The sequence below is a fragment of the Streptomyces sp. NPDC107528 genome, assembly GCF_055639295.1.
On the sequence record NZ_JBVKAV010000003.1, the window covers coordinates 698,750 to 711,776 of the forward strand.

Annotated in this window: 10 protein-coding genes; 5 read left to right on the top strand and 5 right to left on the bottom strand. The window is 72.2% G+C overall.

What is annotated here, in order from left to right:
• Positions 1-61: 61 nt before the first annotated feature.
• Together ACZ7L5_RS12955 and ACZ7L5_RS12960 are read left to right on the top strand one after the other, a co-directional pair.
• The gene (locus ACZ7L5_RS12955) at positions 62-727 is read left to right on the top strand and encodes a TetR/AcrR family transcriptional regulator (protein WP_328878046.1); all 666 of its coding nucleotides are present in this window, start codon (positions 62-64) and stop codon (positions 725-727) included.
• Between the two features lie 199 nt (positions 728-926).
• Positions 927-2,273 (top strand): MFS transporter, encoded by a 1,347-nt coding sequence (locus ACZ7L5_RS12960; protein ID WP_471516642.1) that lies wholly within the window; start codon positions 927-929, stop codon positions 2,271-2,273.
• A 96-nt stretch (positions 2,274-2,369) separates the two neighbouring features.
• On the opposite strand, the gene ACZ7L5_RS12965 is transcribed toward ACZ7L5_RS12960, so the two are convergent.
• From ACZ7L5_RS12965 to wecB, 4 genes are read right to left on the bottom strand one after another with little or no spacing between them, the layout of a single operon-like run.
• Positions 2,370-4,553 carry a glycosyltransferase gene (locus ACZ7L5_RS12965; protein WP_471516643.1) on the bottom strand — a complete coding sequence of 728 codons (2,184 nt, stop codon included), beginning with the start codon at positions 4,551-4,553 and terminating at the stop codon, positions 2,370-2,372.
• Entirely contained in the window at positions 4,550-6,358 is a 1,809-nt protein-coding gene (locus ACZ7L5_RS12970) for a hypothetical protein (RefSeq protein ID WP_471516644.1), read from the bottom strand. The genes ACZ7L5_RS12965 and ACZ7L5_RS12970 overlap by 4 nt, the downstream gene beginning before the upstream one ends.
• Positions 6,358-7,059 carry a class I SAM-dependent methyltransferase gene (locus ACZ7L5_RS12975; protein ID WP_471516645.1) on the bottom strand — a complete coding sequence of 234 codons (702 nt, stop codon included), beginning with the start codon at positions 7,057-7,059 and terminating at the stop codon, positions 6,358-6,360. Before ACZ7L5_RS12975 ends, ACZ7L5_RS12970 begins: the two co-directional genes overlap by 1 nt.
• A complete protein-coding gene (gene wecB, locus ACZ7L5_RS12980; RefSeq protein WP_471516646.1) occupies positions 7,052-8,119 on the bottom strand; it encodes a non-hydrolyzing UDP-N-acetylglucosamine 2-epimerase in 1,068 nt (355 codons plus the stop codon). The genes ACZ7L5_RS12975 and wecB overlap by 8 nt, the downstream gene beginning before the upstream one ends.
• Before the next feature lie 131 nt (positions 8,120-8,250).
• Here wecB and ACZ7L5_RS12985 point away from each other — a divergent pair, with 131 nt between their 5' ends.
• From ACZ7L5_RS12985 to ACZ7L5_RS12995, 3 genes are all read left to right on the top strand, one after another.
• Positions 8,251-9,723: a glycosyltransferase family 4 protein gene (locus ACZ7L5_RS12985; RefSeq protein ID WP_471516647.1), complete on the top strand. Its 1,473-nt coding sequence runs from the start codon at positions 8,251-8,253 to the stop codon at positions 9,721-9,723.
• A gap of 15 nt (positions 9,724-9,738) precedes the next feature.
• Positions 9,739-11,064: a nucleotide sugar dehydrogenase gene (locus ACZ7L5_RS12990; RefSeq protein ID WP_471018384.1), complete on the top strand. Its 1,326-nt coding sequence runs from the start codon at positions 9,739-9,741 to the stop codon at positions 11,062-11,064.
• Positions 11,065-11,183: 119 nt separating this feature from the next.
• Positions 11,184-12,371, top strand: a complete 1,188-nt coding sequence (locus tag ACZ7L5_RS12995; RefSeq protein ID WP_471516648.1) for a glycosyltransferase — start codon at positions 11,184-11,186, stop codon at positions 12,369-12,371.
• Here the strand turns inward: ACZ7L5_RS12995 and ACZ7L5_RS13000 are convergent.
• The gene (locus ACZ7L5_RS13000) at positions 12,307-12,717 is read right to left on the bottom strand and encodes a VOC family protein (protein ID WP_471516649.1); all 411 of its coding nucleotides are present in this window, start codon (positions 12,715-12,717) and stop codon (positions 12,307-12,309) included. The two genes, ACZ7L5_RS12995 and ACZ7L5_RS13000, sit on opposite strands and share 65 nt — an antisense overlap.
• Positions 12,718-13,027: the final 310 nt, after the last annotated feature.

Sequence of the window (13,027 nt, forward strand, 5' to 3'; positions counted from 1 at the left end):
TAGAATCACCGGCACGCGGGTGGGCCACCGGGGCGCGCTCACCCCTCGCCGAAGGAAGCCGATGACCAGCGTCGAAGAGCCGGCACGCAGCAACGGGCGGATCCGTGACGCCGCCCGCACCCAGGCCGAGATCCTCGACGTCGCGACGCAGGAGTTCGCCCGCGCCGGTTACGACGGCGCCCGCGTGGACGAGATCGCCGCCCGCACCCGGACCACGAAGCGGATGATCTACTACTACTTCGGCGGCAAGGAACAGCTGTTCACGGCCGTGCTGGAGCGGGCGTACGGCGTGATCCGGGAGGCCGAGCAGGAGCTCGACGTCGAGCATCTGGACCCGGTCGCGGCCATCCGCCGGCTGGCCGAGGTGACCTTCGACCACCACGAGCAGCACCCGGACTTCATCCGCCTGGTCAGCATCGAGAACATCCACGGGGCCGAGCACATCGCCGCCTCCGAGAAGCTCGGCAAGATCGGCTCACCGGCCCTGGACGTGATCCGCCGGATCCTGGAGTCGGGACAGCAGTCCGGCCTGTTCACGGCCGATGTCGACGCCGTCGACCTGCACGCGATGATCAGCTCCTTCTGCTTCTTCCGGGTCTCCAACCGGCACACCTTCGGCGCCTTGTTCGGCCGTGACCTGGTGGATCCGGCCCAGCGCGAGCATTACCGGGCGATGCTCGGCGACATGGTGATCGCGTATCTGACGGCGGAGCGCGCGGCCGACTGAGGCGACGGGGCGAAGCAGCGGACCGAAGTCGTACGGCAGCACCTCTTGACACCCGGGAAACGTCGGCGCAACATCCGTAGCCACCGCTACTAACTACCCAGTGGGTTAATTAGCCGGGATCCGGCACATCCCCCTTCCCTGGTAGTCCCTCGTTTCCGCTCACTCCGCTTACGTTGGAGCCCCCTCGAAGGAGCACGCCGTGTCCGTCCCCGTCCCCCAGGCCCCGCCCGGGCAACCGAAGAAAGCCGCGACCGCCGCCTGGATCGGCAGCGCCCTCGAGTACTACGACTTCTTCATCTACGGCAGCGCCGCCGCGCTGATCTTCCCCGAGGTCTTCTTCGACGAGTCCGACCCGGCGACCGCCACCCTGCTGTCGCTGGCCACGTTCGGTGTGGCGTACGCGGCCCGGCCGGTCGGCGCGCTGTTCCTCGGTCACTTCGGGGACCGGCTGGGGCGTAAGAAGATCATGGTCTTCACGCTGATCCTGATGGGCGTGTCGACGTTCCTCATCGGCTGTCTGCCCACCCGCGACCAGGTCGGCACCCTCGCGCCCGTGCTGCTGGTGCTGTGCCGGGTGCTCCAGGGCATCTCGGCGGCGGGCGAGCAGGCCAGCGCCAACTCGATGACCCTGGAACACGCACCACCGCACCGGCGCGGCTTCTTCACCAGTTTCACGCTGAGCGGCACCCAGGGCGGGCAGCTGCTGGCCACCCTGGTCTTCATCCCGATCGCCGCGCTCCCGGATGAGCAGCTGCTGTCGTGGGGCTGGCGGGTGCCGTTCTGGATGAGCATCGCCGTCGCCGTCGTCGGCTATGTGATCCGCCGGAAGCTGGAGGAGACGCCCGCCTTCGAGCAGCAGGCCGCCGCCGAGGGCGTCGTCAAGCTGCCGCTCGCGGTGCTGATGCGGGACCACTGGGTGGATGTGCTGCGGGTGATCGCCGGCGCGCTGGTCGCCTCGGTCAGCACGATCTTCACGGTGTGGGCGCTGTCGTACGCCACCAGCGACTCGGTCGGGATGAGCAGGTCCTCCATGCTGTGGGTGGGCGCCCTGGCCAACCTGGTCGCGCTCGCCGCGATCCCGCTGTGGGCCACGCTGTCGGACCGCATCGGCCGCCGCCCGGTGTTTCTGATCGGCGCGGCCGGCAGTGCGGTGACGATGTTCCTCTACCTGTGGGCGATCTCGACCGGCTCCTACCCGCTGACCCTGCTGCTCGGCGTCGTCGCCTTCGGGGTGGTCTACAGCGCCGCGAACGGTGTCTGGCCCTCCTTCTACGGCGAGATGTTCTCCACCCGGGTCCGGCTGTCCGGCATGGCGATCGGCACCCAGATCGGCTTCGCGGTCGCCGGTTTCGCGGTCACGTTCGCCGCGCAGATCGCCGGCCCGGACGGCGACGACTGGTCCGCGGTGGCGCTCTTCACGGCGGCCCTGTGCGTACCGCCGGTCGTGGCCGCGCTCTCGGCCCGCGAGACGGCGAAGGTTCCGACGGAGCTGCTGGGCGAGCGCGAGCCGCGGAAGGCGGCCCAGCCGGAGAAGGTCACCGCCTGAGCCTGCGCCGACCGCGCGCCGCCCTTGCCTGAGCTCCCTGGTCCCCGGACGCCGTGACGGCTCCGGGGACCAGGGCTGTCCGCTGGACCAGTGGTGTCACCCCGACACCAGCAGATCCGTCCAGCTCTCGGCCACCCGCTCCAGGGAGAAGCCCTCCCGCACCTGCGTGCGGGCCAGCTCGCCCGCGGACCGCCAGCCATCCTCCCCGAGCGCGGCGATCGCCTCCGCCATCGCCTCGGGGTTGTCGTGGATCCACCGCCGGTCGTAGATCTCGTCCGCGCCGGGCCACGGCAGCAGCGACGGTACGGCGCCGGAGGCCATCCCCTCGGCGGGCGCCAGGTGGAAGCTCTCGTCGTCGCTGGTGGACAGCACGTGCCCGACCCGCCGCAGCCAGCCCGCCACATCCGGGCCGAACGCGTCGAAGACGACGGCACCCTCCAGCAGCGGCGAGGTCTGCATGCGGCGCAGCACGGCGTCGTAGTGCTCACGTTCCTCGGGCTTGTTCCAGATCCACCAGTACTCCCAGGGCGGCTTGGACTTGACCGACAGATGCCAGCGCCGGTCGCGGGCGCGCAGCGCCTCCAGCACGTCGAGGCCGAGGTCGAGACGTTTGCGGCTGGGCGCGATACCGATCATGCCGAGGCGGTGGTGGGCGCCCGGTGCCTTGGGGCGGTCCAACTGGTCGGTGTCCACCCAGTTGGGGACGACGACGACCTTGGACGCGGGCCAGCCGGTGTGCTCGCGGGTGCGGCGGGCGTAGTACGGGCTGACGCACACCACCCGGTCGACGGCGTCGATGTCGACCTGCCGGGGCCACCCGGCGTCCAGCTCGAAGCGGTGCAGCCGTACGACGAGCCGGCTTCCGCGCCGCTTGTGGCGGCTGTACCAGACGGCCGCCGGGCCGCACCACTCGACGATCACCACGTCCGCCCAGTCGGCGAGTTCACGGCTGGCGTCCGGGTCGTGGCGGGACAGCGCCGGCCAGGCGTCGACCCGTACCTCCAGGCCGGGCAGCGAGCGGAAGTGGTCGAGGAGCCGGGTGAGGAACTTCAGGTCGTGCCCGGCGACTCCCACCCGCAAGGGCCGTTGACGGGCCGTCACCGCGGTGGGCGGGGCGGGGAACGCGCGGTCCAGGTGGGCCCGCCAGCGGTCGGCCGCTCCGTCCAGGGTGTGGTGGCGGGCGGCCTCGCGGCAGCGATCGGCCGCCAGGCGCCGGGCTTCCGGCTCGCGCGCGACCCTCGCCACGGCTTCCTCGGCGTCGTCGAGACCGGCGCGTCCGGGCACGAACAGCGGATAGTCGCTGCCGAGCAGCGCCTCGTGGGCGGGGGTGCGGTTGAGGACCACGGGCAGACCCAGGGCGCCGAACTCCAGTACCTTGGTGGACAGTTCGAGGCTGGAGTCGAGCACCGGATCCCGCCAGCCGAGGCCCACATCGCAGTCCGCGGCGATGCGCATGGCCTCCTCACGGGGCTGTCCGCCGTGGTGGAGGACGCCGGGGGTGCCGGCCAGCGCACGCGCCATCTCCGCCTGGAAGTCCGGGTGGCCCGGGTCGTCGTGGATCTTGTCGCCGACGGTGTGCAGTTCGGCGGGGACGCCTCGCCGGGCGAGCAGCTCCGGCAGCCGGGTCATGGGCAGGGTGTTCCAGCGCGGTGCGAACTTGCCGGTGTAGACGAGCCGCAGAGGGTCGTGCGGGGCGTCCCTCTCGGGCATCGGGAAGCCCGGCTCTGGCACGGCGGGCGGGCTCAGCACATACTTGCCGTATGCCTCGGGCACCCAGGTCTCCAGGAAGCAGCGCAACTCCTCGGTCTGGCACAGGAGTCGCTGCGAGGCCTCGGCGATACGGCCTAGTTCCGTGCGGGCCGCCTCGGTCATCTCGGCCGCGGACTGCGGGATGTCGGTGAGATAGGCCCAGATCCGCCCGTCGAACATGCCGTCGGCCACGACCCGCGTGACCAGCCGCCGGCCGCGCAGTACCAGCAGGTCGCAGGGGTCCTCCTCGTCGAGCCGGGTGAGCACCTGCGAGGCCTGCACCGGCGACATGGGCCGGTCGGCCGGTCCCGGCAGCAGCCGCTCCTCGTGCGGGCGCACCAGGGTGACCCGGGGCAGCTCGGCCAGCGGATCGGTCAACCGGGCGGTACGGATGGGGGACTTGAGGAGCAGCCGGGTGTCGCATCCCGCCCGGGACAGCGCCTGCACCGTCGACTGAGCCCACACGGCGGAGCCGTCGATGAGGTTGAGGTCGACGTCGCCGTAGACGAGCGCCCGCAGCGTACGGGTCATGACGGCTCCTTCCCGCGCACGGCGAACAGTCGGTGTCCATGCCCCGCCCAACTGCCGGGATCGGTGCCGGACATGTGCAGCGACCGGCGTACCAGCAGCGGACGCAGCGACGGTACGAAGACGTAGTCGTCGGCGGTCGGCGTATGGCCCACCGCGTCGGCGCCGGACCACTCCTGGGCGCACATCAGGTCCAGCAGCAGGGTGTCCGGCCGCTCCTCGGTGAGGTCCGTCCAGTCGGCGACCCAGGTCGCCCGGGGCTGCCCCCGGCGCACGGTCACTCCGGCGGCGGTGAGTTCGTCCAGCCCCGCCTCATCGGGTACGACGACCTCGACCGGGCGATGCAGCTGGCCGAGCACCTGCCCGACGAGCCGGGCGACATCGGTACGGTCCCGGGGTGCGGCCAGCACGGCGACGCGCCGCTCGTCCAGCGGATCGGGGGCTCCGACGAGCCGTGCCAGCTGCGACAGCCGCACCCGTGTGCTCTCCTCCCGGAACACCTCGCGCAGCCGTTCCCTGCCCTGAGCGGCCGGGTCCAGCCGGGCGAGCCGTACGCCGGTGTCGGTGTCGATGACCGCGTCCCAGGCGAGCCGGGCGAGGCCGGGCGCGGCGGAGGCGGGACGGTCCCGCCACAGCACGGCCGAACGGCCCAGCACCCGTTGTTCGGCCAGGAGTTCGGCGAGGGTGCGGTCCAGGTCGGGGGCGAGGCCGGTGCCGGTGAGCCACCAGGGTCCGTCGCCCGTGCAGGCGCTCAGCTGCACGACGAGCACGTCGGGGTCGGTGCGCTGCACGAGCAGCCGTCCGTCATGGGGCAGCAGCCGGTTGACGACCGCGTCCGCCGCGAAGTCCTCGGCGGTGGCGGCCGTGAGGATCCCGGCGACGACGAGACGGTCGCGGGGCGCCGAGGTCAGGGCGCGGTGGGCGAGGTGGAACCGGTCGTCTACAGACGCGTCCGGCTCGGTCCGGGCCTGCGGCGCGTTCGCGGGCGCCTGCCCCGCGGTGCGGCGCCGCCCGCGCCACAGTCCGTACAGCTCCCCCGGCAGTCGGGCCGCGCCCCGCTTCGGCGAGCGCGCCGCCGACACCAGCGCCTTTCCGACCCGCAGCGAGGTCGAGCCCTCCAGCATGGCCACCCGCGCCTGCAGCACATCGACCCGGTCACGGGCGGCACGCAGCCCCGCGGCCAGCTGCTCCTTCTCCCGTACGGCGGCGGCGAGCCGCCCGGCGAGCCCGTCCTGCCCGGCGGCGGCACGCGTGTGCTCCGCCTCCTCGACGGTCCGCTCCAGGTCCAGCACCCGGGCGCGCAGGGAACGGGACGCGAGGTCGGCGAAGACGTACTCGTCGGCGATCCGCAGGGCCGTGGCGTAGCCGTCGGACGGCACGGGCCGGCCGAAGAAGTCGTGCGGTGGCAGGAGCTCGTCGGTGCGCGCGATGACCGCGCCGGCGTGCAGATGGACGTAGTCGAGCGGTGCCGCGCGCAGGACCTGGCAACGCTGGGCCACCAGGTGGTCGAGGAGCCGGTGGTAGGGGAGTTCGGATGCGCCGTGGCCGAACACGATCAGCCCGCGCGCTCCTGGCCGCATCCGCGCCAGCACCGCGTGAACGGCGTCCTCGCCGCCGTGCAGCTCGGCTCGGGGACCGTACGACAGGAGGGCCAGCTCCCCCTCGGTGACGGGTCGTTCCTCGTCACCGCGCAGAGCGACACCGGGGGGCAGGTGCAGGTACGGCTCCAGACTCAGCGCGCCTCGGGTCGCGTCCACCACCGTCGTGACGCCGTCGAGGTGCGGATGGAGCAGGTCGGTCAGGCGCATCAGCGGGTCCTCGTGAAGACGTGGAAGCCGACCCGGTTCTCCCGGAAGCCGTACGGCCTGAAGAGGGTGTGCCGCAGGCCGAGCGGCTCTAGTTCGGCGCGGTAGGCGGCGATCGGGCGGTGCACGATGTAGTCGCCGCGGGTCGTGCGATCGGCGGTGTCTTCGTCGGTGACGATCAGGCGGCCGGCAACGCGGATGAGGGAGGCCATGTTGCGCAGACCGGCCGCCCACGCCTGGTCGTCCAGTACATGGAACAGGACGTCCACGCAGACAACGATGTCGTACGGCCACGGACTGCGCCACTCGTCGAGCCCCGCGACGGCGTAACGCGGACCGTCGCCCTCGGCTCGGGCGTGCTCCACGGCGGTCGGACTGGCGTCGAAGGCGTCCACCCGATGGCCGCAGCGGGCCAGGGCACGGGCGAAGTACCCCTTGCCGCAGCCGGCGTCGAGCACGAAGAGCGGGGCGGCGGGGCTGGACAGGTCACCGACGAGGGTGAGCAGGGTGCCGAGCCGCTGGGCGTAGAAGATCTCGTTGCCCGAACGGTCCAGTCCGATGTGCCCGCCGGAGGCGAGATCGTCGTGGTCGGCATGCCGGGCGTCCCAGTACGTCCGCATGTCGTCGTGCGGGCGTACTCCGTCGTGTGTGCGTACTCCGTCGTGCGGGCGCATGTCGTCGTGCGTGCGCGTGTCGTCAGCCATGGCGCTCCAGCCACGTCGTGAGCACCCGGGCGATGCGGGTGCCCGCCCGGCCGTCCCAGAGCGGTGGCCCCTCACTCGCCGCCGCTCCCCCGCCGTCCAGCACCTTGCGCAGCGCGGGCAGCAACTCCCCGTGCGTGACAAGGCGGTTGGTGCCATGGGTGACGGTGACCGGGCGTTCGGTCGTCGTGCGCAGGGTCAGGCACGGAACACCCAGGACGGTCGTCTCCTCCTGCACGCCGCCCGAGTCGGTGATCACCGCGGCGGCTCCCCGCACGAGGCTCATGAACTCGACGTAGCCGAGCGGGTCGAGGAGATGGATGCCGGGTGCGTCCGCGAGTCCCGCCGCGCTCAGCGCCGCCCGGCCGCGCGGGTGCAGCGGTACGGCCAGGTCGAGATGGCGGGCGGCCTCCGTCAGGACACGGGCTGCGGCCGCGGCGGCCTCCGGGTCGTCCACGTTGGCGGGCCGGTGCAGGGTGACGACGCCGTAGCGCTCGGGCAGCCGATGGGCCGTTCGGGCAGTCGCCGGGTCGAAGTGGTCCAGATGGGTGAGCAGGGTGTCGATCATCGGGTTGCCGACGAAGTGCACCCGCTCGCCTGCGATGCCCTCGCGGGCGAGGTGGCCGACGGCCTCGGGGCTCGTGACGAACAGCAGCTCCGCCAGCTGGTCGACCAGCCGACGGTTGGTCTCCTCCGGCATCGCCATGTCGAAGCTGCGCAGTCCGGCCTCGACGTGCGCCACGGGGACGCCCAGCCGGGAGGCGACGAGCGCGGCGGCCAGCGTCGAGTTCACGTCGCCGTACACCGTGACCAGCGCGGGTGAGCGGGCGGTCAGTTCGGCCTCCAGGGCCACCAGCAGGTCGGCGATCTGGCGGGCGTGGCTGCCGGAGCCGACGCCGAGGTCGGTGTCGGGTTCGGGCAGGCCGAGTTGCCGGAAGAAGATGTCCGACATCCGCTCGTCGTAGTGCTGCCCGGTGTGCACGAGCACCTGGTCGCAGCCCGCCGCACCGAGCGCGGCGACGACCGGCGCGGCCTTGACGAAGTTCGGCCGGGTGCCGACCACGTGGAGTACGCAGCCGTTCAATGGTTGCCTCCGATTTGATGGCTCGGACGCCTGCGGGGTGCTTCAGCCGGTGTCGTCGGCCCAGTAGAGGTGGGTGGGCCGTGGCCGGCGTTGCGGCCTACCTTGGCGATATGTCTCGCTATCTGCGTTATGTTCCTCGGGCCCTCAGTCTGGCCGCCTCCGTGGCGCTTGGCGAGCTGCGCCAGGACCCGGTGCGGGCGGGGCTGCTGGCCGTACGTCTGGTGCCGGGGCGTGCCCGGCCTGGGGTACGACCGCTCGAACGGTGGCTGATGGGGCGTGCCCTGGCCGCCGGGCCGGCCGCGACGCCCGCTGCCGGGCCAGTGCCCGCGCCCGAGGGGCGACCGTTTCGTCCGGTGCCGGGGCGGGTCCTCCATCTGGTCACCAACGGGCTGCCGTTCCGGCACGCCGGTTACACCGTGCGCACGCAGAAGCTCGCCGAGGCCCAGCTGGCGGCCGGCCTCGATCCGCATGTCGTGACCCGGATCGGCTTTCCCGTGACCCAGGGGATGTTGGACGCCCGCCCGTCACAGCGCGTGAACGGCATCCCGCAGCACCGGCTGCTGCCGCTGCGGCTGCCGTACGGGCAGGCCGCGCTGCTGGCCCGCAACGCCGAACTGGCCGCCCGGCTGGTGGAGCGGCTGCGGCCCGCGGTGCTGCATGCGGCGTCCGACCACGGCAACGGGCGCGTGGCGCTCGCCCTGCGGGAGACGTACGGGCTGCCGGTGGTCTACGAGGTGCGGGGCTTCCTGGAGGAGACGTGGCTGACGCAGGCGCCGGGCCGCAGCCGGGACGACGAGACGTATCGGACCCGACGCGCCCTGGAGACGACCTGTATGCGTGAGGCCGACCTGGTGCTGACGCTGGGTGAGGCGATGAAGGCCGAGATCGTGGACCGCGGCGTGCCCGAGGAGCGGGTCCTGATCGCGCCCAACGCCGTCGACGACGACTTCCTGGCCCCACTGCCGGACGGGGCACCCGTGCGCGCCCGGCTCGGCATCGCGCCGGACGAGTTGGTCGTGGGCACGGTCAGCAGCCTCACCCCGCTCGAGGGCATCGGCACATTGCTCCATGCGGGTGAAGAGCTGATCCGGCGTGGTGTCCCGCTGCGGCTGTTGATCGTCGGCGACGGGCCGGAGCGCCCCGCGCTGGAGCGACTGGCCGCCCGACTGGGCCTCGCCGACGGGGTCGCCCTGTTCACCGGCCGGGTTCCGCACGCTCAAGTGCGCCAATTCCACGCCGTGTTGGACGTGTTCGCGGTGCCGCGCACCGACGAGCGCGTCTGCCATCTGGTGACCCCCCTCAAGCCGGTCGAGGCGATGGCGAGCGGCGTTCCGGTGGCCGCGAGCGATGTCACCGCACTGAGAGAACTGGTCGAACCGGAGGTTAACGGAAGGCTAATCAAGCCTGAATCACCATATTCCTGGGCTGATGAGATTGAAATACTCCTTTACAGTCGAAAACGGCGCGCTGAGTGGGGAGCAGCCGCCCGCGCGACGGTCGCGCGTGACCGCACCTGGAAGCGCGTCGCCGCCACAACCCGTGAGGCGTACCGCGCTCTGGGCAGCCTTGATGCGAAGCCTTGATGCGGGGTGAGTCCCATGCAGGTCGAACAGGCCGGACCGCTCGGGGAAGAGAGCGAACCGCTCGGGGAAGCAGAACGGCCCGATCACGTGGATCTGGCGGTGATCGGGCTCGGCTACGTAGGACTGCCGCTTGCGCGTGAGGCGGCGTCGGTGGGCCTGAGAGTCGTCGGACTGGACCGCGACCCCCGGGTCGTGGAGGCGCTCAACACCGGGCACTCCCATGTCGACGACGTCTCCGACGAGGATGTCCGCCGGATGCGGGCGGCCGGGTTCGGCGCGTTCACGGACGAGGCATGTCTGGCCCATGCGCAGAACGTGGTGATCTGTGTGCCGACGCCGCTCGGCAAGGACGGCGGGCCCGACCTGGCCGCGGTCACCTCCGCCGTGCGGACTGTGGCGGGACGGCTGCGGCCCGGACAACTGGTCGTGCTGGAGTCGACCACCTATCCGGGAACCACCGAAGAGGTCGTACGGCCGCTCCTGGAGGAGTCGGGGCTGCGCGTCGGCGTGGACGTCGCGCTGGCGTTCTCGCCCGAGCGCATCGACCCCGGCAACACCGCGCACGGGCTCCGCACCACGCCGAAGGTGGTCGGCGGCTGCACACCGTCCTGTGCGGCGCGTGCGGTGGCCTTCTACGGCAAGCTCGTCGACACCGTCGTCCAGGCGAAGGGCACCCGCGAGGCCGAGATGGCCAAGCTGCTGGAGAACACCTACCGGCATGTGAACATCGCTCTGGTCAACGAACTCGCCGTGATCAGCCACGAGTTGCACGTCGACCTGTGGGACGCGATCCGCTGCGCCGGCACGAAGCCGTTCGGCTTCCAGGCGTTCCGCCCCAGTCCGGGGGTCGGCGGGCACTGCATTCCCATCGACCCCAACTACCTGTCGTACAAGGTGCGTTCCTCGCTCGGCTACGAGTTCCGTTTCGTGGAGCTCGCCCAGGAGATCAACCGGCGGATGCCGGAGTACGTGGTGCGCCGCGCCCAGGACCTCCTCAACACCGCCGGCCGTCCGCTGCACGGTTCCCGGGTGCTGCTGCTCGGGGTCACGTACAAGCCGGACGTGGCCGACCAGCGGGAGTCGCCGGCGCTGCCGGTGGCGCGGCTGCTGCGGGAGCGGCAGGCCGAGGTCTCGTTCCACGACCCGCATGTGCGGGTGTGGTCCGTGGACGGGGCGAGCGTCCCGCGCGTGGACGACGTCATGGCGGCGGCGCGCGAGCACGACCTGACGATCCTGCTCCAGGACCACTCCGCCTACGACCTGCCGGCCCTGGGCGACACGGCCCGGATGCTGTTCGACACACGGGGGCGGATCTTCCGGCCCGGCGTCGAGGTGCTGTGACCGTCGCCTGATGCCCGGGCTGTCGTTCACAGGTGGCTGTCACCGTCCGCGACTGTCGTTCGGTGACGGTCATGGCCGGTGACCGCCGTTCTCGGGACCGTCGAAAAAAGGGTGCTCTGATGCGGATACTCGTCGTCACCGTCGTCCACCATCCCGAGGACGCGCGGATCCTGCACCGGGAGATCGCCGCCCTGCGGGAGCGCGGCCACCGGGTCGTGTACGCGGCGCCGTTCGCCGCCCGGCAGATGACACCGCGACCGAACGTCGAAGGCGTGGATCTGCCCCGGGCCGCCGGCCGGGACCGCCGTGCAGCCTTGCGCGCGGCCCGCACCCTGATCGCCGAGCGGGGGCCCAAGGCGGACGTCGTGCTGCTGCACGACCCGGAGTTGCTGCTCGCGCTGCCCGGCACCCTGCGCCGTTGGCGACGCGGGGGACGCGCGCCCGTCACCGTGTGGGACGTGCACGAGGACACGGCGGCGGCGCTGGTGATGAAACGCTGGGTGCCACGGCCCCTGCGGCCGCCACTGCGGTTGGCCGTACGGGCGGTGGAGCGCCTCGCCGAACGGCATCTGCGGCTGCTGCTGGCCGAGGACGCCTACCAGCAGCGCTTCCGCCACCCCCACCCCGTGGTACGGAACCTCGCGACGGTGCCGCCCGAGGCCCCCGAGCCGCCGGGCGACGACCGGGTCGTCTACCTCGGGCACCTGTCGCGGGCACGCGGCGCTCCGGAACTCATCGAAACGGCACGGCTGCTGGGTCCCGACGTCCACGTCGACGTCATCGGCGCGGCGGACCCCGAGGTGCGGGGCGCGCTCACCGAGGCCGACCGGGACGGCGTACTGCGCTGGCACGGCTACCTGCCCAACGACCGCGCCCTCGGTCTGCTCTCCGGCGCCCTGGCCGGCCTCTCCCTCCTGCACGACCAGCCCAACTACCGCCACTCACGGCCCACCAAGGTCGTGGAGTACATGGCCCACGGCGTCCCCGTCATCACCACGCCCACCCCCCTCGCGACCGACCTCGTCGAAACGTACGGCTGCGGCCTCGTCGTCCCCTACGGGGATCCCGCTTCGGCGGCAGCGGCCGTACGGCGCCTGCGCGCCGACCCCGAGCTGCGGCTGGGCACGGCCACCCGGGGGTGGGAGGCGGCGCTGTCGGACCTCAACTGGGCCGATCACGCCACCGAGTTCGTGATGTGCCTGGAGTCCTGGGTGAAGGAGGCGTCCGTGCCTCCGGCGCCGGCTACGAGTTCGACCAACCCCTCCGGCACAGCACCAGCCGGTACCCGTCCGGGTCCTCGACCGTGACGCCCCACTCGTTCCAGTAGGGGTTGGGCGACAGGACCCGCTTGCCGCCGTGCTGTGCCAGCCGGGCCACCACGTCGTCCGGCACGGGGCCGTCCACGTAGAGGACGAGGAGATCCTCCTCGGTCGGCCGGGGTTCGACGGGGTGGGCCGGCTCGTGGACGAGTTCCAGGTGCCAGTCCGCGTCCGGCCACCCCACCATCAACAGCTCGTGCCCGCCGGGCTCCCCGCCGCCGCCCGTCCGCCATACGACCCCGAGCCCCAGCCCCTCGACCCAGAACCGCTCGGCCGCCGCGAGGTCCCTGGACGGGCGGGCGACGCGGATGTGGCTGCGGGTGTCGAGCGGCATGGCGATCTCTCCTTGTCACGTCCCGGACTTGGTGACGTCAGGGCTTCGTGAGGCCCGGGACTCCGGTGATCCACTCGGCAGCCTAGGCGGCCCCTCACGCCCGGACCATCGGCCATCGGCCCTCCGCCCAGGGCCCTAGGCCGAGTTCGCAAAGCCCCGCCTGCCCCGCGACGCCTGGCACGCTCCCCCACTCTCTTCGCCGGGTGCGGCGGGAGGGCCCCCCACCGCCGCACCGGGCGAAGGCCCAAGTACGTCCAGTACGAGGGCCTCCGCCCAGCACGCCGAGAGCACGCACCAGACGCCGCCGGGC

Excerpts from the sequence above, each read along its gene's own strand:
- ACZ7L5_RS12955 (WP_328878046.1), top strand. The coding sequence starts at position 62 with ATGACCAGCGTCGAAGAGCCGGCACGCAGCAACGGGCGGATCCGTGAC.
- ACZ7L5_RS12965 (WP_471516643.1), bottom strand. The coding sequence starts at position 4,553 with ATGACCCGTACGCTGCGGGCGCTCGTCTACGGCGACGTCGACCTCAAC.
- ACZ7L5_RS12970 (WP_471516644.1), bottom strand. The coding sequence starts at position 6,358 with ATGCGCCTGACCGACCTGCTCCATCCGCACCTCGACGGCGTCACGACG.
- ACZ7L5_RS12975 (WP_471516645.1), bottom strand. The coding sequence starts at position 7,059 with ATGGCTGACGACACGCGCACGCACGACGACATGCGCCCGCACGACGGA.
- ACZ7L5_RS12985 (WP_471516647.1), top strand. The coding sequence starts at position 8,251 with ATGTCTCGCTATCTGCGTTATGTTCCTCGGGCCCTCAGTCTGGCCGCC.
- ACZ7L5_RS12990 (WP_471018384.1), top strand. The coding sequence starts at position 9,739 with ATGCAGGTCGAACAGGCCGGACCGCTCGGGGAAGAGAGCGAACCGCTC.
- ACZ7L5_RS12995 (WP_471516648.1), top strand. The coding sequence starts at position 11,184 with ATGCGGATACTCGTCGTCACCGTCGTCCACCATCCCGAGGACGCGCGG.
- ACZ7L5_RS13000 (WP_471516649.1), bottom strand. The coding sequence starts at position 12,717 with ATGCCGCTCGACACCCGCAGCCACATCCGCGTCGCCCGCCCGTCCAGG.